A 20,792-nucleotide genomic window follows, 5' to 3' on the forward strand; every position below is an offset into this window, starting at 1 on the left:
CCCTTACTCGCAGGCGACCCCGTCACCGTCCCGGTCCATCTTCGGGCGGTAGCCGGGCTGACCGGCGTACAACGGCGCCGCTCCCGCAGCCCGGGCGGCCGAGCAGTTCTCGAAGTACACCCCCGCCGGGGCGGACTGGGCGGGTGCCGCCGGCACCGGAGCGGGGGCAGGCGCCGGGGCGGGGGCAGGTGCAGGCGCCGGGGCGGGAGCAGGAGCGGGAGTCGGTGTGGTCGTGGCAGGCGCGGGCGCGGGCGCGGGTGCAGGCGTGCCGGCCGGAACCCCTGAACCACCGCATTCGGTGAGAACCCGGACCATCGCGTCGTGTTCGGCCTGCGTCACCCACAGGCCGTAGATGGACTTGACCTCGATCTGCCGTGCGACGTAGGTGCAGCGATAGGCGCGATTCGGTGGCAGCCAGGTGGCGGCATCACCGTCGCTCTTCTGCTGATTGGTCGGCCCGTCCACGGCCTGGAGGTTGCGCGGGTCGTTGGCGAAATCGGCCCGGGTACCGGGGTCGAGTTGCTGTGCGCCCTTCTGCCACGCATCCGACAAGGCGACCACATGGTCGATCTGCACTGCCGTCGACGTGTCCTGCCCTCGAGTGAACGGGATGGTCGCACCCGTGTACTGATCGTGGAGCGTGCCCGACTCCACCACACACTCGCGGGTACCCGGCTTGTAGACGATGTCGACGAGATCGCGCCGCAGGATGTCGTTGCGGGTATCGCAGCCGTTGCGCCCGAATTCCACCGACACCGCGTCGCTCCAGGCCTGCCCGAACAGATCCCGGCCGTAACCGGTCTTGGGCGCGCGTCCCTTGATCGGGAGGGTCGCCAGTCGGGCCAGGGCGGCCGACGGATCCGCCGAGGATGCCTGCCCTCCGGGACGAGGCGCCGGCGAGGCCGTGGTGGTCGGGGCGGCCGCGGTGGACGACGTCGTGCTCGGGGACGGTTCGATCCGGGTCGTCGTGGATTGCTCGGTCGATGCCGCGGGCGCGACGGGTGCGTCCTCGGCGACCGCCCGGCAACCGGCGAGGGTCACGCCCACGGCAGTCGCGACGACGAGTAAGGACAGCCGGGACGACATGCGGGGCAAGGACATCGGCGAGACTCCTGAGAACGGGGGAGCCGGTTCGACTCCCCCCGTGTCATCGCGGTCGTGACACCACCTCGTTACAGGACGTAAGTACTCGCGTGGCTCGTGTCACGACCCTCGCCGCTCCGCGCGGTTCTACCATCATGGTGTGGTCGGTTACGGCAGGCAGTTGCAAGGACTCGCGATCGCTCTGGCCTCTCTCGCCGGCTTCGTCGATGCGCTCGGTTTCATCACGCTCAGCGGAGTATTCGTGTCGTTCATGAGCGGCAACTCCACGCGTCTCGCGGTCGGGGTGGCGAATGCCGATTGGAGGACGGCCGCCCTGATCGGCGGTGTGATCGCACTTTTCGTACTCGGAGTGATCCTCGGCAGCGTGGTGGCGCACCTGGCCGGCAGTGACGGACGTGCCGGCAAGACCGCGGTTCTCGCTGTCGTGACGGCGTTGCTGACCGTCGGCGCCGTGGGCGCCTTCGTGGGATGGACACCGCTCGCCATCGTCACTATGACCCTTGCGATGGGGGCGGAGAACTCGGTGTTCCGGCGACACGGTGAGACCAGCATCGCCCTCACCTACATGACGGGCGCACTCGTGAAGATCGGTCAGCGGGTCGCGGCGGCGTTCTTCGGAGGCCCGCGATGGAGTTGGCTGCCGTATCTGGGTCTGTGGGGAGGGCTGATGGCCGGCGCGGTCCTCGGGGCACTCGCCCACCACATCCTCGATCTGCACGCGCTGGGGGTCGCCGCAGCGTTCGCCGCCATCCTGACGGTGACGGTGCAGTTCCTCCCCGATCACGAGACCACCGGCGGGGTGTGATCCCGCGCTCCCCGTACATCTGTACGGGAGTCCGCTCGGCTACGGTGCATCCATGCGCACGCGCCCCTATGCCACCACCAGCCCCACCAGGCTCGCAGCGGCACTCTTCGATGTGGCCGCGCGCAATGGTCTCGACGCCGCGAGCGTGCGGGAGGTCGCGAACGAAGCGGGGGTCTCGATCGGTGCGGTGCAACATCATTTCCCCACCAAGGACGAGATGCTCGCGTACTCCTTCCGTACCTTGTCGGACCGGGTGCTGACCCGTCTGACCAACGTCGATCCGGACATCGATCCCGCACGCACCCTGTTCTCGGCACTGAGTCAACTGCTCCCCCTCGACGACGAGCGCGACAGCGAGGTCCACGTGATGTCGGCGTTCACCGTGCGGGCGGTCACCTCCCCCACACTGAGCGCCATCCGCACGGCGACCTTGTTCACGATCCGCACCGGCATCGCACGCGTATTGATCCGCACGGGCACGCCCGACGCGGAGACCCGGGCGGCATTGCTGCTCTCCGCGGTCCACGGCCTCGCCCTCGATGCGGCGTCGAGCCCCGATCTCTACCCGCGCGAATATCTCACCCACGCTCTGCACACCCAGGTCCGGCTCGTCCTCGACGGCGCCGACGTGCACTGACGAGATCGGGGGCGCGTCCGGCGAGCAGTGCTTCCCCGGACCGCTCGCTAGAGTGCACAGGTGTCACTTTCGGACGAGGACGATGCAGGAGCGGGCCGCTTCGCACCGAGCCCATCCGGCGATCTGCATCTCGGCAATCTGCGCACCGCGGTCCTGGCATGGCTGTTCGCGCGGTCGACGGGCCGGCGTTTTCTGCTGCGAGTCGAAGATCTCGACCGAGTCCGTCCCGGCGCGGAGCAACGCCAGCTCGCGGATCTCGCGGCTCTCGGACTCGACTGGGACGGCCGGGTGGTCCACCAGTCCCGGCGTCGCCGCCTGTACGACGAGGCGATCGCTCGTCTCGACGAGGCCGGCCTGACCTACGAGTGTTACTGCACCCGCCGCGAGATCCTCGAGGCCACCTCCGCCCCCCACGCTCCCGCGGGCGCATATCCGGGCACCTGCCGCGATCTCACCGACGCCGAACGAGCCGAACGCAGGGCCGCGGGACGGGCGCCGGCAATCCGGCTGCGCGCGACCGAGGAGTGGTACACGATCCACGACGTGCTGCACGGTGATTTCACCGGAATCGTCGACGACCTCGTGCTGCGCCGCAACGACGGCACCCCGGCATACAACCTCGCCGTCGTCGTCGACGACGCCGAGCAGGGGATCGACCAGGTGGTGCGCGGCGACGATCTGCTCACCTCCGCTCCGCGACAGGCCTGTCTCGCCGAGCTTCTCGGCCTGCCGGGAGTCGTCTACGCGCACGTGCCGCTCGCCCTCAACCACGACGGCAAGCGGCTGGCCAAGCGGGACGGTGCGGTCACGCTCGCCGATCAGCTCGCGCTCGGTCACACGACCGCCGACGTGCTCGGCACGATCGCGGTCTCGCTGCGGCTGGCGGATCCCGGCGAGCCGGTCTCCCCGGCGTTGCTGCTCGACCGCTGGGATCCTGCACGCCTACCCCGCGAACCCTGGGTGTTCGAGGGTTCCTGAGGCTGCATCCGATAGGACACGATGCGCCTGTAGAGGGTGCAGAGCGTGCGCTGCGGACGTACTCTCGCGGAGGTGTCCGGTCCCGGCGAGGAGAGGCAGCCATGACCACCGGTGGTTACGACCCGAATCAGGATCCGAAGAACCCGGGTGGGTTTCCACCGCCCGGCAACTACCCGCCACCGCCCGGCGGCAGCTATCCGCCGCCCGGAAACTACCCGCCGCCCGGCAGCTATCCGCCGCCCTCGGGTGGGAACTATCCCCCGCCGGGCGACTATCCCCCACCGGGGAGCTACCCACCCCCGCCTCCGGGCGGGAACTATCCGCCGCCGCCCGGAGACTACGGCGCGGGAGGCATCGGCGGGCCGGCGACGAACCGGTTGACCGTCGGGGACGCGATCTCCTACGGCTGGTCGAAGTTCCGCGGGAATCCCGGCGTGTGGATCGTCTTCATGCTCATCGCATTCCTCGTGCAAGGTCTGATCAGCGGCATCTTCAACGGATTCGACGGCGGAATCGACATCACGACGGAGACGACCGACTTCACCCTGCTGAACTTCGTCGGAAGCATCGTCTCGGCCATCGTGGGCTATCTGATCCAGGCGGCCTTCGTGCGCGGCGCCCTGAGCGAGGTCGACGGGCAGCGGCCCGCTTTCGGTACCTTCCTCCAGGTCGGCCCGATCGGTGCGGTCATCGTCGCCGGTCTTCTCGTGGCCATCGGCACCTCGATCGGTTTCGTGCTGTGCATCCTGCCCGGCCTGGCTTTCGCATTCTTCACGTGGTGGACGATGCAGTTCGTCATCGACCGCAATCAGGATGCGATCACCGCGATCAAGTCGAGCATCAACGCCGTCCGGTCGAATGCAGGCACCTTGTTCCTGCTCGCTCTCGCACTGCTGGGCATCAACATCGCCGGCACCCTGCTGTGTCTGGTCGGTCTCCTGGTCTCCGTACCGGTCTCGATCATCGCCGTCACCTATGCATATCGGGTCACCACGGGTGGCCCCGTAGCCGCCTGACCGGATCGCCGCCCCCGCGGCGGCATGTACCGACGCGCCACGGAAAGCTGTACCGTGGCGCGTTGCCATGCCGATCGCGACAAGGGAGACATAAGTGACCACAGGTGGCTACCCACCCCCTCCGCAGGACCCGCGAGCACCGGGCGGCTATCCCGGCGGTTCCCCCTCGTACGGGGAGACACCGCCCGATTACACCCGCCAGTTCCCCCAGTACGGCTCGCCCGAATACGGCGCACCTCAGCACGGAACTCCCCAGTACGGCGCGCAGGGCAACCAGTACGGAGCACCCCAGTACGGGTCCCCGCAGTACGGATCGCCCCAGCACGGCGCACCGCAGTACGGCGGGCCCCAGTACGGGTCCTCGCAGTACGGCGCGCCCATCGGTGGCGCTCCCGGTTACCCCGGACCGGAGTCGAACTTCGGCGGCGGAGCTCCCGGTGAGCTGCTGCCCCGCCTCGGCGCACGCATCATCGACACCCTGATCGTGGGCATCCCGATGGTGATCCTGACCTTCGTGATGCTTCTCGCGAGCGGCGGAAGCGGCTTCGTGAGCTTCTTCATGACGGTTGTCACAGGTGTCGTCGCGTTCGGCTACTGGACGTATCTCGAATCCACCCAGGGCGCGACCTTCGGCAAGAAGCTCCTCGGCCTGTCGGTGGTCGCTCCCGGCGGGGGTCACCCCACTCTCGAGCAAGCGGCCAAGCGCAACGCGTTCATCGCGTTGCAGATCCTCACCGGCATTCCGGTGCTGGGCTTTCTCGCAAGTCTGCTGTCGCTCGCCGCATGGATCGGCATCGCGGTCACCATCGAGCAGGACGGCGGCAAGCAGGGTTTCCACGACAAGTTCGCGGGGGGCACACAGGTGCGCAAGTCCTGATCCCCGTGCGTTCACGGGCTCCGTCCTCATCGGGACGGGGCCCTCGTCGTATGTGGGGATTCGCAGCGTACGGACCGTTCGCAACTTCGTGATCGTCACGGCAGGATGTTTGGATGTCCGGGTGACCGAGCACGGACCGAAGCCCTCCCCCGCCCCCGCCGACCACGCCACCTTCGCGCGCGTGGGCCGCAGCCCGTACACGGGGATCGTCGTCCTGTTCACCGCGGTGCTGATGATCTCCAACATCTCCGCGACGAAGGGCATCGCCTTCTTCGCCGATTCCGAACTCGTGCTCGGGCCGCTGCAGATCCTGCCGGTCGTCACCGACGGTGGTTTCTTCCTGTTCCCCCTGGCCTACATCCTCGGTGACGTCCTCAGCGAGGTGTACGGATTCGCCGCGACCCGCCGTGCCGTGTTCTACGGATTCGGTGCGGTCGCGCTCTCCGCACTGTGTTTCTGGCTCACCCAGCAGCTTCCCCCGGCCGAGTTCTACGCCGGTCAGGAATCCTTCGAGAACGTGCTCGGTGTGGTGCCGCGGATGCTGCTCGCCGGTCTCGCCGGATACGCCGTCGGGCAGTTGCTCAACTCGTACGTCCTCGTCCGCATCAAGGAACGCACCCGGGAGAAGCATCTGTGGGCGCGTCTGATCGGCTCGACCGTCGTCGGAGAGTTCGCCGACACCCTCATCTTCTGCTCGATCGCCGCGGGCGCCATCGGCATCACGACCTGGAGCGACTTCGTCAACTTCGTGCTCGTCGGCTTCCTGTGGAAGACGCTGGTCGAGATCGTGGTGCTGCCCGTGACCTACCGTGTGATCGCGTACGTCAAGAAGCGTGAACCCACCTACGCCTGACGCCGGCCCGCGTAGAACCGGCCCAGTGTCTCGGCCTTGAAGTCCGCGAAGGTGCCGTTCTCGATGCTCGTCCGGATGTCGTCGACCAGTCGCACCGTGAAGCGCTCGTTGTGGATCGTGCACAGTGTCGAGGCGAGCATCTCCTTCGCCTTGAACAGGTGGTGGATGTACGCCCGCGTGTAATTCGCGCAGGTGTAGCAATCGCAGTTCTCGTCGATCGGCGTGAAGTCCCGGCGGTAGCGGCTCGTGTTGATGTTGAACCGGCCGTCCGGCCGGTAGATCGCAGCGTTGCGCGCGACACGCGACGGATTGACGCAGTCGAAGGTGTCGACGCCGTGCTCGACAGCGACGAAGACGTCGTCGGGTTCGCTGATGCCGAGAAGATGCCGCGGCTTGTGCTCGGGCAGCTCCTCGGTGCACCACCGCACGATCGTGCCGAGATTGTGCTTCTCGAGCGCGCCGCCGATGCCGTAACCGTCGAATCCCCGCCCGGTCTCCCCGACGATCGATTCGAGACCGCGGCAGGCCTGCCGGCGCAGATCCTCGTACTGGGCGCCCTGAACGACTCCGAACAATGCCTGATAGGGGCGGTGGGCCCGCGCGGCAGTGAGCTTCTCGTGCTCGGCGATGCACCGCACCGCCCACGCCTGCGTCCGCTCGAGAGAGCGTTCCTGATAGCCGCGCGTGTTCATCAAGGTGGTGAGCTCGTCGAAGGCGAACATGATGTCGGCGCCGAGCTCGTGCTGGATCCGCATCGACACCTCGGGAGTGAACCGGTGCCGCGACCCGTCGAGATGCGATTTGAAGGTCACGCCGTCGTCGTCGACGTGTGCGAGGCGTTCCTTGCCCTTCGCGATGACATCGTCGTTCTGTACGCCCACGGCCTCCATCGCGATGACCTTCTTGAAACCGGCTCCGAGCGACATGACCTGGAACCCGCCGCTGTCGGTGAAGGTCGGGCCGGGCCAGTTCATGAACTGGCCGAGCCCGCCGGCCTCGTCGACGATGTCCGAGCCGGGCTGCAGGTAGAGGTGGTAGGCGTTGGCGAGCAATGCCTGCGCGCCGAGTTCTGCCATCGTCTCGGGCAGCACGGCCTTGACGGTCGCCTTCGTGCCCACCGGGATGAAGGCCGGCGTCCGGATGTCCCCGTGCGGGGTGTGGATCGTGCCAGTGCGGCCGAGTCCGTTGTCGAGACGCGCTCCGACGGTGAAGAAAGGATCGGGCGGGGCCGGAATGCTGGGATCGGTCACCTGCGTATCCAATCACGTGGGCGAGCGGGGGCTGCGTCACGCCGGCGCACCGAGACCGCGAACACGGCGACGCCGGCCAGCGCCAGCAGCACCCCGACGGCGGCCGGTGCGGTGTAGCCGAGCCCGGCCGCGATCACGACCCCGCCGATCCACGCACCGAACGCATTGGCGAGATTGAACGCCGCGTGGTGGAGCGATGCCGCGAGTGTCTGGGCGTCCTCGGCGACATCCATCAACCGCACCTGCAGAGCCGGTCCCACGGCAGCGCAGCCGACACCCAGACCGAACACCATGACGAATGCCGTCCAGGGATTGTGGGCCGCGGCGACGAAGACGGCGAGCAGCACGGCGAGCGCGGTGACCGAGGTGAAGACACCGGGGATCACGGCGCGGTCGGCAATGCGGCCACCGACGGCGTTTCCGACGACCATCCCGACGCCGAAGAGCATGAGCGCGACCGGCACGAGCGATTTCGGAACACCGGCGACGTCGGTGAGCGTGGTGCTGATGTAGGTGTACACCGCGAAGACGCCACCGAAGCCGATGACGGCCACCGCGAGCGTCAGCCACACCGTACTGCTCTTCAGAGCACCGAGTTCGACGCGCACGCTGGTGGTCGGTATCGACAGTGACGGCACCCACGCGGCGAGCGCCGCGACCGTGAGGGCGCCGATCACCGCGACCAGCACGAATGCCGCGCGCCAGCCCAGCGCCATTCCGAGCCACGATGCGGCGGGCACGCCGACGACGTTCGCGACCGAGAGGCCCATCATCACCAGCGCCACCGCCCGTGCGCGACGGCCGGGACCGGCCAGATGCGCCGCGACCAGTGCGGCAACTCCGAAATACGCGCCGTGCGGAAGACCGGCGACGAACCGGGAGGCGACGAGGAAGCCGTAGCCGGGGGCGAGCACGGTGGCCGCGTTCCCCAGTGTGAACGCCACCATCAGCGCGACGAGCAGTGTCTTGCGCGGTACGCGCGCGGCGATCGCGGCGATGAGCGGAGCGCCGACGACGACTCCGGCGGCGTAAGCGGACACCACGTGTCCCGCGGTGGGTTCGGACACCCCCACGTCGGCCGCGATCTCGGGGAGCAATCCCATGGCGACGAACTCGGTGGTTCCGATACCGAACCCTCCGAGTGCGAGCGCCCACATCACCAGGGTGCGCGCGGGATGTCCGGACGTGCCGCGGGCAGCATCGTCTGTCGGGCGGCCGGAAGCCGTGGTGGTCATCGGTGAGGAACCTTCGATCGTCGATGCTCCCGGAACCGATCGTGGTGGGGCCCGGGACGAGGGCGCGCTCGGTGAGCGGCGCGTGGGCAGTGTCCATTCTCGGGCAGCCCGCGTCGCACTTCTCCCCGGAGACGACGTGAGTTACGCCATTCCCGGCGCGGTCAGGTCAGGGCGGTCGTCGCCGGTGCCCGTTCGGCTCTGCGCGCTGCCAGCCGACGGCCGACGAACTTACCGGCCTCGTCCACCCACAGCACCGACGAGCCGACGGCGATCGCCAGCAGCCACTGCTCGGACGTGAGCGAGGTGGTGTCCATGATTCCCTGCAGGGCGCCGAGTTGCACGACACAGATCTGCAGGACGACGACGGCGACGATGGCGATCCAGATGGTGTGGTTGGTCAAGGTCTGCGCCGAGAACACCGAGCCGAGATCCGAGCGCACGTTGAACAGGTTGAAGACCTGGTAGAAGACGAACGTCGTGAACGCCAGCGTGGTGGCGAACAACGGGTCGGATGCGCTGTCGGGGAACAGTTCCGGCCCGAAGTGCAGGACCGCGATCGTGCCCACCGTCATCACCACGCCGAGCCCGAGGATGCGCTGGACGCGGGAACGTTCGAGCAGGGCTTCCTTCGCCGGACGCGGCGGTCGTTTCATGGCGTCCGGTTCGGTCGGATCGATGCCGAGCGCCAGTGCCGGTGGCCCGTCCATGATGATGTTCACCCAGAGGATCTGGAGCGCACTGAAGGGCGCCCCTCCCGCCAGGCCCAGTACGCCCGCCGTGAGGAAGATCAGGACGAATCCCCAGGCGGTCGTCAACTGGAACTTCACGAATTTGACGATGTTGTCGTAGATCCCGCGTCCGCCGGACACCGCGGCGACGATGGTGGCGAAGTTGTCGTCGGTGAGGATCATGTCCGCGGCGCCCTTGGAGACGTCCGTGCCGGTGATCCCCATGGCCACACCGATATCCGATTGTTCCAGGGCGGGAGCGTCGTTGACGCCGTCGCCCGTCATCGCGACGACCTGCCCGCCGGCCTGCAACGCCTCCACGAATCTGATCTTGTGTTCCGGGGACACCCGGGCGAGGACGCCGAGTTCCTTCGCCCGCACCCGCAGTTCCTCATCGGTCATCTTGTCGATCTCGGCGCCGGAGGCCGCCGAGCCGCGGATGCCGAGTTCGTTCGCGATCGCCGAAGCGGTGACGAGATGATCGCCGGTGATCATGTGCACCGAGATCCCCGCCTCGTGCGCGACCGCGATGGCGTCCTCGGCTTCGACCCGCGGCGGGTCGACGATTCCGACGATCGCGTAGATCGTCAGCTCGGATACCTTCTCCTGCAATGCCTCCGCGTCACCGCGGGGAACGACGTCGAGATCGCGACCGGCGATCATCAGGGTGCGCAGGCCCTCCGATGCGAGATCTTCCACGGCTTGCCGGAGCCGCGTCCGGGCGTCGTCGTCGAGTGGCACCGGACCACCGGACCCGGCATACGACGAGGCGCGTTCGAGGAGCACGCCGGGCGCCCCCTTCGCGAAAACGCGATATCCGCCGTCCGGAAGCACATGGAAGGTGGCCATGTACTTGTAGTCCGAGTCGAACGGCACCTCCGCGATCCGGTTCAGCGCGGCCCGGGCGCCGTCGACATCGATACCGCCCTTCTCGGCGAGCACCACGAGGGCGCCTTCGGTGGGGTCGCCGACGAGCGTGCCGTTCCGTACGGTCGCGTCGTTGCACAGGCTCATACCGAGCAGCGCGTCCGTGAAGTCCGGTGTGGGCAGGCCGTCTCCGACGAGGATCTTGCCCTCGGTCCCGTAACCGGTGCCGGTGACCCGGAAGGTGCGACCGGCGACGAGCAGGCGCTGCACCGTCATCTCGTTGAGCGTGAGGGTCCCGGTCTTGTCGGTGCAGATGTGCGTGGTGCTGCCCAGCGTCTCCACCGCCGCGAGCCGCTTGACGATCGCGCCCCGGGCGGCGAGACGCGACGCTCCCATGGCCAGGGTGAAGGCCACCACGGCCGTGAGGCCTTCGGGGATCGTCGCGACCGCGAGCGACACGGCGGTGACGAGCAGTTCGGACCACGTCTGACCCCGCAGGAGACCGAGGACGAAGACCACCGCGACCGTCCCGATCGCGATGAACGTCAGCGTCTGAGCGAGCTGGCCGATCCGGCGCTGCAGGGGGGTCTGCTCCGTACCGGCAGATCCGAGAAGTGTGGCGATCGCACCCATTTCGGTGCGCATGCCCGTTCCGGTGACGATCATCGCCGCACGCCCGCGGGTGACCTCGGTGTTCATGAACAGCATGTCCGACCGGTCGCCGAGCGGGGCGTCCGGGTCGTCGACGACATCGACCTGTTTGTCGACCGGCTGGGATTCACCGGTGAGCGCGGCTTCGGCGACCTGCAACCGGACGGCGGTCACGAGCCGCCCGTCCGCCGGCACGGTGTCCCCGGCTTCCATGAGCACGACGTCGCCGGGAACGAGTTCGGCACGGGGCACTTCGGTTCCGCGCCCGTCGCGCAGGACGCGACTGGTGGACACCGACATGTTCTTCAGGGCCTGCAGGCTGCTCTCGGCGCGGGATTCCTGCACGTAGTTGAGCACGGTGTTGAGTGCGATCACGGCGAAGATGACGACCGGCGTCTCCCACTCGCGCGAGACGGTGGCACTGACCACTGCCGCCACGACGAGCACGAGGGTCATCTTGTCCGCGAGCAACGACACCACCCGTCGCCAGGCCGGCGCCCGTGGGGCCTCGTCGAGCAGGTTGGGTCCGTATTCGGCACGGCGCCTCTCGACCTCGTCCGCGCTCAGACCGCGTCCGGGATCGACGGCGAGAGCATCGGCCACTTCGGCCGCTTCACGGATGTGCCAAGGCGCGGTCGTCGCGGGAGCCTGTGCGGACATCGGCCCTCCTCACTCGGCGATGTTCCGAACTCACCGTAACCGCCGAAGCGTTCCACTGCGCCGGAAGCCTGTTCGTGATGTGCTGGACGTGGCGCAGACTCGAAGGAGCGGATCCCTATGACCGAGAACCCGAACACCGACGATCCTGTCGTTCCGCTCGACGAGGAGCAGTGCTGGGAGCTGCTCCGGACGGGCAAGCTGGGCCGTCTCGTCACCGTCGTGGAGGGACGGCCCGAGATCTACCCCGTCAACTACGTGACGGACGAGCACAGGGTGTACTTCCGCAGTGGTGCGGGCAGCAAGCTCTCGGAACTGGTGGTGCACGCGACGGTGGCGTTCGAGGTCGACGAGATCCATGAGGACTCGGCGTGGAGCGTCGTCGTCCACGGCCGCGCTCGGCTCATCCGGAGTTTCGGGGACGAGGCACGGATCGATGCTCTCGGACTGATGCCCTGGGTTCCGACTGCCAAGTACGACTATGTCGAGTTGACGGCCACCGAGATCACCGGGATGCGACTCGTCCTCGTCAAGCACTGAGTCGTGGCGACGTCGTCGCAGCACCGCATGTTGATGCGGTTCATGCTGCTGTCGGTGGCGGCGGCGCTCACGACGATGCTGTTGAAGGCAGCGGCGGCGTGGATCACCGGATCGGTGGGTCTGCTGTCGGACGCCCTCGAATCCGGCGTCAACCTCGTGGCGGCCCTCGTCGGCCTCGCCGCGCTGCGCCTCGCCGCGAAGCCCGCCGACGCCAACCACGACTTCGGGCACGGGAAGGCCGAATATCTCTCCGCCGCGGTCGAGGGAACCATGGTGTTCGCCGCTGCGACGGCGATTCTGTGGACCTCGATCGAACGACTGATCTCACCGCAGCCGGTGACCGAGGTGGGATTCGGTCTCTTCCTGTCGGCCGGGTCGTCGCTGCTCAATCTCGTGGTGGGACTGCTTCTGATCCGGCAGGGACGCCGCTATCGGTCGATCACGCTGGTCGCCGACGGAAAACATCTGCTCACCGATGTGTGGACGTCCGTCGGCGTGCTCGTCGGTGTGGCACTGGTGGCGTTGTCCGGCTGGGACGTGCTCGACCCGATCGTGGCGATCCTGGTGGCGCTGAACATCCTGCGGATCGGATTCGGCCTGGTGCGGCAGGCGGTGGTGGGCATGCTCGATGCGGTGCTGCCCCCGGAGGACGTGCGCGCGGTGAACGCCGTCCTCGACCGCTACCGGGAGCCGGGCCGGGTGGACATCCTGCCCCCGAGAACCCGGGAGTCGGGTCGCCAGCGATTCGTCTACCTCACCGTGCGGGTGCCCGGCGATCTGACGGTCCGCCGAGGGCACGACCTGCTCGACCGGATCGAAGCGGATCTCGCCGAGACCCTGCCCGGAGTCGTGGTGTTCAGCCACCTCGAACCTGAACCCGTACCGGTCGAGCAGACGTGACGACGTGCCCGCCGATCACGCCGAGGTGATCAGTCCCGCACCGAGTCCGAGCATGAGTACCGCCACCCCGCCGTCGAGGATGCGCCACGAGGCGGGCTTGGCGAACCATGCACGCAGGTAGCGGGCGCCCCAGCCCAGCGCTGCGAACCAGACGACGCTCGCGACGATCGCCCCGGCACCGAACCACCACCGGCCGGGATTGCCGTAGTGGTTGGCCACCGACCCGAGCATGAGCACGGTGTCGAGATAGGTGTGCGGATTGAGCCAGGTGAGGGTCAGACAGGTCACGAGCGCGGCACCGATGGTGACGGCACCACCCGGTGCCGCGGACAGTGCCGACGGCCTCAGTGCGCGACGTGCCGCGAAGAGCCCGTAGCCGATCAGGAAGATCGCTCCTGCCCAGCGGATCACGTCGATCGCGCCCGGCGCGTGGTCGAGGATCGTCGCGATGCCTGCGATACCGGCGGTGATGAGCAGCGCGTCCGACACCACGCACACGGTGATCACAGGCAGCACATGCCGTCGCGCGATGGCCATGCGCAGCACGAAGGCGTTCTGCGCGCCGATGGCGACGATGAGGGACAGACCTGTGAAGAATCCGGCAGCGATGAGGGACATGACGACCACGCTAGGAAGCCCGCGTGAACAAGGAAAGTTGATTTTCCTTAACCTGCATTAGAGTTTCTTCATATGGACGTCGACTTCGCTCAACTTCGCACTTTCACAGCGGTATTGGACGAGGGAAGCTTCGAGGGCGCCGCGGCGGTGCTGCGTGTCACGCCCTCGGCAGTGAGCCAGCGCATCAAGTCGCTCGAGCAGCATGTCGGTCAGGTCCTGCTCCGGCGCACCCGGCCCGTCAGCGCGACACCGGCCGGCGAGGTCGTGCAGCGGCTCGCGCGTCAGGTCGCCCGGCTCGAACAGGACACCTCGGAAGAGCTCGGCTCCGGCGCGGACGGCGAGAGCTACACCACCGTTCCGCTGGTGGTCAACGCGGATTCGATGTCCACCTGGACGCTGCGAGCGCTCGCCCGCATGCCCGTCCGCCACCGGGCGCTGTTCGAACTGCATCGCGAGGACGAGTTCCATTCCACGGAGCTGCTGCGCAACGGCACCGCGATGGCGGCGGTGACCTCCGTTCCCGAGCCGGTCCAGGGCTGCACCTCGGAGAGGTTGGGTGCCATGCGTTATCACGCGATGGCGAGCGTGGACTTCGCTGCCCGGTGGTTCCCGGAGGGGATGACCGCCGCGGAACTGAAGGACGCACCCATGCTCACCTTCGACCGGAAGGACGACATGCAGGACCGTTTCGTCCGGCGACGGACGCGGCGGCGCCTCGATCCGCCACGCAACTACGTTCCGGGTGCACTCGAGTTCGTCGAGGCCGCGCGCCTCGGCCTGGGCTGGGCCATGCTTCCCGACGCGATGATCACGGGCACAACGGATCTCGTGAGCCTCGCGCCGGACGATCCGCTCGACGTGCCGCTGTACTGGCAGCGATGGCGACTGGACTCACCCGTGCTCGACGCCCTGACCGACGCAGTGCGCCGCACCGCGCGTGAAGTGCTGCACTGACCTGACCACCGGCCGCTCCCCGCTCACTCCACGAGCGCCTTGAACTGCGCGTCGTACAGGCGTGCGTACGCCCCGGCCGCTTCGAGCAGCCCCTCGTGGGTGCCCTGCTCGACGATGCGCCCCTCCTCCATCACGACGATGCGGTCGGCGTTCCGGATGGTGGACAGCCGGTGCGCGATGACGAAGCTGGTGCGGTCGTCGCGCAATCGGGCGGTCGCCTGCTGGACGAGCAGTTCGGTGCGGGTGTCCACCGAACTCGTCGCCTCGTCGAGGATGAGGATCGACGGCTTGGACACGAACGCGCGCGCGATCGTGATGAGCTGGCGCTCACCGGCACTGAGACTCCCGTCGTTCTCCTCGTCGATGACGGTGTCGTATCCGTCCGGAAGCGCCCGGACGAACCGGTCGACGTAACTCATGCGGGCCGCCGACATGATCTGGTTCTCCGTGGCGTGCGGATTGCCGTACGCGATGTTCTCGCGGATGGTCCCGCCGAACAGCCAGGTGTCCTGCAGGACGATGCCGATGCGTGAACGCAGTTCGTCGCGGGACATGGACCGGATGTCGACGCCGTCGACGAGGATCCTGCCCTCGTCGACCTCGTAGAACCGCAGGATCAGATTGATCAGCGTGGTCTTGCCCGCGCCCGTGGGCCCGACGATCGCGATCATCTGGCCGGGTTCGGCCCGCAACGACAGGTTCTCGATGAGGGGCCGCTCGGGCGTGTAGGAGAACGAGACGTTCTCGAATTCGACGAGTCCGTGCCGGCTCCACGGCATCGTCGGTGCCGGAGCCTCCGGTTCTTCCTCCGGTTCGTCGAGCACCGCGAACACCCGCTCGGCCGACGCCGACGCCGACTGCAGCAGGTTCACCATCGCGCCGATCTGGGCGAGCGGCTGCACGAGCTGCCGGGAGTACTGGATCATCGCCTGGATCTCACCGAGCGTCGCGGTTCCCGAGGCGATCCGCAGACCACCGAGAACCGCGATCACCACGTAGCCCACATTGCCGAGGAAGGTCACGAAGGGCATCACCAGTCCCGACACGAACTGCGCCCGGTAGGAGGCCTGGTACAGCGACTCGTTGGTCTCCGTGAAGCGACGCTGCACCTCCTCCGTCCGTCCGTAGGCGGTGATGAGCTCGTGCCCGGTGAACGATTCCTCGATCTGGCCGTTGAGCTTGCCGGTGGTCTCCCACTGCGCGGCGAAGTGCTTGCGCGAGCGGCGCGCGACCAGCATCGTCGCCACCACCGATGCCGGGACCGTGAGTATCGCGACGAGCGCGAGCATCGGCGAGATGAACAGCATCATCACCACGAGGCCGAGGAGCGTCAGCACGGCGAGGACGAGCTGGGAGATGGACTCCTGCATGCCCGCCGAGACGTTGTCGATGTCGTTGGTGACGCGGCTGAGGAGGTCGCCGCGCGAATGGGTGTCGAAATACCGCAGCGGCAGCCGGTGGATCTTGCGTTCGACCCGCGACCGCATGTCGCGCACGACACGCTGCACGATCTCGTTGAGGCCGTAGGCCGCGACCCAGATCAGGCCGGACGAGAGGAGATAGAGCGCGAGCGCGATGACGAGGATCCGGGTCAGCGCCGGGAAGTCGATGCCCATGCCCGGCACCACGTTCATACCCGAGACCATGTCGGCGAACTGGTCGCGCCCGTCGGCCCGCAAGCCCGCGACCGCCTGTTCCTTGGACAGGCCGTCCGGGAGCTGCATCCCCACGAAACCGTTGAAGACGACGTCGGTGCCACGGCCGAGAACGAAGGGTGCGATCGACATGCTCACGACACCCAGGAAGGCAGCGAGGAGCACCGAGTACACCGCGTAGCGGTGCGGATGCAGCAGACCGAGAACCCTGCGGATCGTGCGCAGGCGCGACGGTGAGGCGGCTTCGGGAGTCGTCATACCGTGGCCATCCTCTGCGACTCGACGATCTCCGAATACGTCCGGCACCGGCCCAGCAGCCCCAGATGCGTCCCGGAGTCGACCATGATGCCGTTGTCGAGGACGACGATGCGGTCGGCATCCTGCACCGTGGACACCCGCTGGGCGACGATGAGGACACACGCGTCGCGTGTCTCGGGTTCGAGAGCGGCGCGCAACCGCGCATCGGTGGCCGGGTCGAGTGCGGAGAAGGCGTCGTCGAACAGATAGATGGCCGGCCGGCGGACGAGGGCCCGCGCGATCGCGAGTCGCTGCCGCTGACCGCCGGAGACGGTGGTCCCGCCCTGGGACAGGACGGTGTTCAAACCGTCCTCGGTCTTGCTGACGAAGTCCGCGGCCTGCGCGATCTCGAGCGCGTGCCACAACTCGTCGTCGGTGGCGTCGGCGCGTCCGTAGCGGAGGTTGTCGGCGATGGTGCCGGAGAACAGATAGGCCTTCTGCGGGACCACGGCGATACGCGAACGCAGCACAGCGGTGTCGAGGGCCCGGACGTCGACACCGGCGACGAGGACCTGGCCGGCGGTGACGTCGATCAGGCGCGGCACGAGCCGCATCAGGGTGCTCTTCCCCGAACCGGTGCCGCCGATGATCGCGGTCGTGGTCCCGGGATCGGCCCGGAAGGACACCCCGCTCAGCACGGGCGCATCGGCACCCGGATAGGAGAAGCCGGCGTCGCGCAGTTCGAGGGTGACGCGCGGGGGGAGGGCGCGGACGGGCTCGGCGGGCGTGGCCACCGTCGGCTCGGTGTCGAGAACCTCGAGGATGCGTTCCGCACACACCGCCGCGCGGGGCGCCATGATCGCGACGAACGACGTCATGAGCACGGCCATGAGGATCTGGGCGATGTAGGTGATCATCGCGGTGATCGAACCGATCTGCATCTCGCCGGCGTCGATGCGGTGCCCGCCCACCCACACGACCGCCACGGTGCTCACGTTCGAGATGAGGAGCACCGCCGGGTACAGCACGGAGTTCACACGACCGACGCGCAGGGCGGTCGCGGTCAGATCGTCGTTGGCCCGGTCGAAGCGGCCACGCTCGGTCTCGTCCCGGACGAACGCCCGGATGACGCGGATACCGGTGATCTGTTCACGCAGCACCCGGTTGACGGAGTCGATGCGCTTCTGCATGACCCGGAAGCCGGGCAGCATCAGCGCGATGAGCGTGACCATCGTCAGGATCAGTACCGGAACCGCGACGACCAGCACGAGCGAGGTTCCCGGATCCTCGCGCAACGCCATGATCACACCGCCGATCCCCATGATCGGGGAAGTGACCACGATGGTGCAGGTCATGAGGACGAGCATCTGGACCTGCTGCACGTCGTTGGTGTTCCGGGTGATCAGCGAGGGCGCACCGAAGGTACCGAACTCTCGCGCCGAGAACCGTCCGACCCCACGGACCATCGCCAATCGCACGTCGCGGCCGAAACCCATCGCGGCCCGCGCCGCGAAGTAGACCGCGCCGATCGCCGCACCGATCTCGACGGCGCTGATCGCGAGCATGATCAGGCCGGTCCGCATGATGTAGTCGATATCGCCGGCGGCGACGCCGTGATCGATGATGTCGGCGTTGAGGCTCGGGAGCAGCAGCATGCCTCCGGTGGCGACCAGCTGCAGGAGCACCACTGCCACGAGGGCGCCCCGGTAGGGCGCCAGGAAGCGGCGCAACAGCCGTAGCAACATGGGCATTACGCTACCTGCGCCTCCGTGCGGGGACGTCCGCGGACAGGCGGGCGGCCACGCACCCGGCGAGGTGCGCGGCCGCCCGGTGAATCGTCACACGCGTGCCGATTCCGGTGTCGATTCGGTGGTGGCGAGTTCGCGGGTGAGCTTCTCGCCCTCGACGTCGACGTTCGGAAGGATCTTGTCGAGCCACTTCGGCAACCACCACGCCTTGTCGCCGAGCAGCGCCATCACCGACGGGATGATCACCATGCGGACGATGAAGGCGTCGAAGAAGACGGCCGCGGCGAGCGCGAAACCGATCGACTTGATCAGCGAGTCGGGCTCGGCGATGAACGCCGCGAACACGGAGATCATGATGATCGCCGCTGCGCTCACCACGCGTGCGCCGTGGGCGAAGCCGCTGCGCACGGCGTCCAGCGCGCTCGCGCCGTGCACGTAGTCCTCGCGCATGCGCGTCACCAGGAACACCTGGTAGTCCATCGCGAGACCGAAGACGACGCCGATGAGGATGATCGGCATGAAGCTCACGATGGGCTGCGGGTTGGAGATCAGACCGCCCCAGCCGTCCTGGAAGACGGCCACGGTCGCGCCGAAGGTCGCCAGGACGCTGAGCAGGAAGCCCAGGGTCGCGGTGAGCGGAACCAGGATCGATCGGAAGACCAGCATCAGGAGGATGAAGGCGAGACCGACGACGACCGCGAGATACGGCGCGAGAGCGCTCTGCAGGCTGTCGGAGACGTCGCCTTCCAGTGCGGTCTGGCCGGTCACGCCGTAGGACAGGCCGAACTCCTCGTTCAGCGGGGCTTCGTCGTCACGGATGCTCTGGACGAGATCCATCGTCGCGGGATCGGTCGGGCCGCTGCGCGGTGTCACGAGGATCTGGGCGGTGTCGCCCTCCTCGTTCACGGCGACGATCTGGGCGTTGACGACCTCGTCGTGCTCGTACAGGGCGTCGACGACCGCACCGAAGGCGACCGGCGACTCCACATCGGCGTCCCGGGCGTCGGCGACGACCACCAGCGGGCCGTTGCGGCCGGGACCGAACCCGTCGTCGACCAGTTCGTAGGCCTTACGGGCGCTGGTGGCGGGATCCGCGGTGGCTTCCGAGGGCAGCGCCAGCTGCAGGCCGGTGGCAGGCAGGGCGAGAGCGCCGAGAACGACCACGCCGCCGATGAGCGGGATCAGCGGGCGGCGTGTGATGACGCCCACGAACTTGGCACCCGCTCCGGGATTGTCCTCCCCGTGCTCGCGCTTGTTCAGGAACGGGATACGGCCGGCGAAGACCTTCTCGCCGAACAGTCCGAGCACGGCGGGCAGCAGCGACACCGCGATCAGCACGGCCATGAGCACAGTGAACGCGGCGGCGTAACCCATGACCGACAGGAACGGGATACCGACGACGCTCAGCGCCATGAGAGCGATGATGACCGTCAGGCCCGCGAAGACGACCGCGGAACCGGCGGTGCCCACGGCGCGTCCGGCGGCCTCGCCGCGATCCGAGGTGATGGTGAGTTCGTGCCGGAAGCGGGACACGATGAACAGGGAGTAGTCGATCGCCACGGCCAGGCCGATCATGATCGCCAGCGTCGGGGTCATCGAGCTGAGGTCGGCGAAGCCCGTGGCGATGGTGATGCCGAGGCTGCCGATGCCGACACCGACGAGTGCGGTGATCAGCGGAAGCCCGGCGGCGACGAGCGAACCGAAGGTCAAGGTGAGCACGATGGCGGCGATGCCGATGCCGATGAGCTCGGCGGTGCCACCGGGCATGGTCATCTCGGCGGCGGCGGTACCGCTGATCTCGACGGTCAGGCCCGCATCGCGGGCGATCTCGGCGGCGTCGCGGATCTGATCGCGCAGCGCCTGATCGACGTCGGTGATCTCACCGTCGAACGGAACGGTGACGAAGCCGACGGTCCGGTCGGGGCTCAGCGGCGACAGGGCCGCCGCGTCGGCGAGAGCGGCTTCTTCGGGGGTGCCCTGCTGTGCGGCGACGGCCTTCATCTGTTCGACGAGGCCGGCATCGGCGAGGACCGGGTTGACGAGTGCGCCCGCCTGCTCCTCCGGGGCCGCCGTGGCGGGGTCGACCTTGGCGGGCGGCGAGACACGGTCGATGCCGCGCACCGCCGCGAGGACCTCGTCCATCGCAGCCATGTTGGCGGGTTCGTCGAGCGTCTGCCCGTCGGGCGCCGCGAAGACGTAGCGCGCGCTGAGGCCGTTCATCGGATCCTGGGCCGAGGGGAACCGTTCGGCCATCAGGTCCTGGGTCTTCTGTGCCGGAGTGCCCGGAAGCGTGAAGGCATCGGTGGTGGGCCCGGACAGAGTCGCGGCACCGACCCCGAACAGGACGAGCAGCGCGATCCAGAAGGACAGCACCGCGCCCTTGCGTCTGTGGGCGAACTTGCCCAGCCGGTACAGGTAGGTCGCCACGAGGCACCCTTTCTTTCGGAAAACTCTGTTCGGGGGTTCGGCTGTCGGGGACGGC

The 20,792-nt window shown here is 67.9% G+C and carries 17 protein-coding genes; 9 read left to right on the forward strand and 8 right to left on the reverse strand.

The features are described 5' to 3' along the window. Window positions 1-3 precede the first annotated feature (3 nt). Entirely contained in the window at window positions 4-1,101 is a 1,098-nt protein-coding gene (locus tag MOM01_RS20550) for a GmrSD restriction endonuclease domain-containing protein (RefSeq protein ID WP_241387292.1), read from the reverse strand. A 142-nt stretch (window positions 1,102-1,243) separates the two neighbouring features. On the opposite strand from MOM01_RS20550, the gene MOM01_RS20555 reads away from it, so the two are divergent. The 6 genes from MOM01_RS20555 to MOM01_RS20580 all read left to right on the forward strand — a co-directional run bounded on the left by MOM01_RS20555 (window position 1,244) and on the right by MOM01_RS20580 (window position 6,270). Further along, window positions 1,244-1,909: a YoaK family protein gene (locus tag MOM01_RS20555; RefSeq protein ID WP_241387293.1), complete on the forward strand. Its 666-nt coding sequence runs from the start codon at window positions 1,244-1,246 to the stop codon at window positions 1,907-1,909. Window positions 1,910-1,961: 52 nt separating this feature from the next. Next, complete coding sequence (locus MOM01_RS20560) at window positions 1,962-2,546, forward strand: TetR/AcrR family transcriptional regulator (RefSeq protein ID WP_241387294.1); 585 nt, start codon at window positions 1,962-1,964, stop codon at window positions 2,544-2,546. Window positions 2,547-2,606: 60 nt separating this feature from the next. Continuing rightward, window positions 2,607-3,524, forward strand: coding sequence for a tRNA glutamyl-Q(34) synthetase GluQRS (gene gluQRS, locus MOM01_RS20565; RefSeq protein WP_241387295.1), 918 nt, complete (start codon window positions 2,607-2,609; stop codon window positions 3,522-3,524). Window positions 3,525-3,625: 101 nt separating this feature from the next. After that, window positions 3,626-4,540 carry a hypothetical protein gene (locus MOM01_RS20570; protein ID WP_241387296.1) on the forward strand — a complete coding sequence of 305 codons (915 nt, stop codon included), beginning with the start codon at window positions 3,626-3,628 and terminating at the stop codon, window positions 4,538-4,540. A 94-nt stretch (window positions 4,541-4,634) separates the two neighbouring features. Continuing rightward, entirely contained in the window at window positions 4,635-5,417 is a 783-nt protein-coding gene (locus MOM01_RS23375) for an RDD family protein (RefSeq protein WP_308197020.1), read from the forward strand. 121 nt (window positions 5,418-5,538) lie between these two features. Further along, window positions 5,539-6,270 carry a queuosine precursor transporter gene (locus MOM01_RS20580; protein ID WP_241387297.1) on the forward strand — a complete coding sequence of 244 codons (732 nt, stop codon included), beginning with the start codon at window positions 5,539-5,541 and terminating at the stop codon, window positions 6,268-6,270. On the opposite strand, the gene tgt is transcribed toward MOM01_RS20580, so the two are convergent. From tgt to MOM01_RS20595, 3 genes are all read right to left on the reverse strand, one after another. After that, window positions 6,261-7,520, reverse strand: coding sequence for a tRNA guanosine(34) transglycosylase Tgt (tgt, locus tag MOM01_RS20585; protein ID WP_241387298.1), 1,260 nt, complete (start codon window positions 7,518-7,520; stop codon window positions 6,261-6,263). The genes MOM01_RS20580 and tgt overlap by 10 nt on opposite strands. Next, window positions 7,517-8,755: an MFS transporter gene (locus tag MOM01_RS20590; RefSeq protein WP_241387299.1), complete on the reverse strand. Its 1,239-nt coding sequence runs from the start codon at window positions 8,753-8,755 to the stop codon at window positions 7,517-7,519. Before MOM01_RS20590 ends, tgt begins: the two co-directional genes overlap by 4 nt. Before the next feature lie 161 nt (window positions 8,756-8,916). Continuing rightward, window positions 8,917-11,661 carry a calcium-translocating P-type ATPase, PMCA-type gene (locus MOM01_RS20595; RefSeq protein WP_241387300.1) on the reverse strand — a complete coding sequence of 915 codons (2,745 nt, stop codon included), beginning with the start codon at window positions 11,659-11,661 and terminating at the stop codon, window positions 8,917-8,919. A 117-nt stretch (window positions 11,662-11,778) separates the two neighbouring features. Here MOM01_RS20595 and MOM01_RS20600 point away from each other — a divergent pair, with 117 nt between their 5' ends. Together MOM01_RS20600 and MOM01_RS20605 are read left to right on the forward strand one after the other, a co-directional pair. Beyond that, window positions 11,779-12,198 (forward strand): pyridoxamine 5'-phosphate oxidase family protein, encoded by a 420-nt coding sequence (locus MOM01_RS20600; protein WP_241387301.1) that lies wholly within the window; start codon window positions 11,779-11,781, stop codon window positions 12,196-12,198. 33 nt (window positions 12,199-12,231) lie between these two features. Beyond that, the gene (locus MOM01_RS20605; protein ID WP_241387329.1) at window positions 12,232-13,098 is read left to right on the forward strand and encodes a cation diffusion facilitator family transporter; all 867 of its coding nucleotides are present in this window, start codon (window positions 12,232-12,234) and stop codon (window positions 13,096-13,098) included. Window positions 13,099-13,113: 15 nt separating this feature from the next. On the opposite strand, the gene MOM01_RS20610 is transcribed toward MOM01_RS20605, so the two are convergent. Further along, window positions 13,114-13,716 carry a LysE/ArgO family amino acid transporter gene (locus tag MOM01_RS20610; RefSeq protein WP_241387302.1) on the reverse strand — a complete coding sequence of 201 codons (603 nt, stop codon included), beginning with the start codon at window positions 13,714-13,716 and terminating at the stop codon, window positions 13,114-13,116. A 72-nt stretch (window positions 13,717-13,788) separates the two neighbouring features. Here MOM01_RS20610 and MOM01_RS20615 point away from each other — a divergent pair, with 72 nt between their 5' ends. Then, complete coding sequence (locus tag MOM01_RS20615) at window positions 13,789-14,670, forward strand: LysR family transcriptional regulator ArgP (RefSeq protein WP_241387303.1); 882 nt, start codon at window positions 13,789-13,791, stop codon at window positions 14,668-14,670. A gap of 23 nt (window positions 14,671-14,693) precedes the next feature. Here MOM01_RS20615 and MOM01_RS20620 read toward each other — a convergent pair whose 3' ends face one another. From MOM01_RS20620 to MOM01_RS20630, 3 genes are all read right to left on the reverse strand, one after another. Next, window positions 14,694-16,583, reverse strand: coding sequence for an ABC transporter ATP-binding protein (locus MOM01_RS20620; protein ID WP_241387304.1), 1,890 nt, complete (start codon window positions 16,581-16,583; stop codon window positions 14,694-14,696). Continuing rightward, window positions 16,580-18,307: an ABC transporter ATP-binding protein gene (locus tag MOM01_RS20625; protein ID WP_241387305.1), complete on the reverse strand. Its 1,728-nt coding sequence runs from the start codon at window positions 18,305-18,307 to the stop codon at window positions 16,580-16,582. The genes MOM01_RS20620 and MOM01_RS20625 overlap by 4 nt, the downstream gene beginning before the upstream one ends. Before the next feature lie 93 nt (window positions 18,308-18,400). Further along, on the reverse strand, window positions 18,401-20,737 hold the full coding sequence (locus MOM01_RS20630; RefSeq protein WP_241387306.1) for an MMPL family transporter: 2,337 nt from the start codon (window positions 20,735-20,737) through the stop codon (window positions 18,401-18,403). Between the last annotated feature and the right edge of the window lie 55 nt (window positions 20,738-20,792).

The organism is Rhodococcus sp. CH91, assembly GCF_022554085.1.
Taxonomy (GTDB): Bacteria; Actinomycetota; Actinomycetes; order Mycobacteriales; family Mycobacteriaceae; genus Rhodococcus.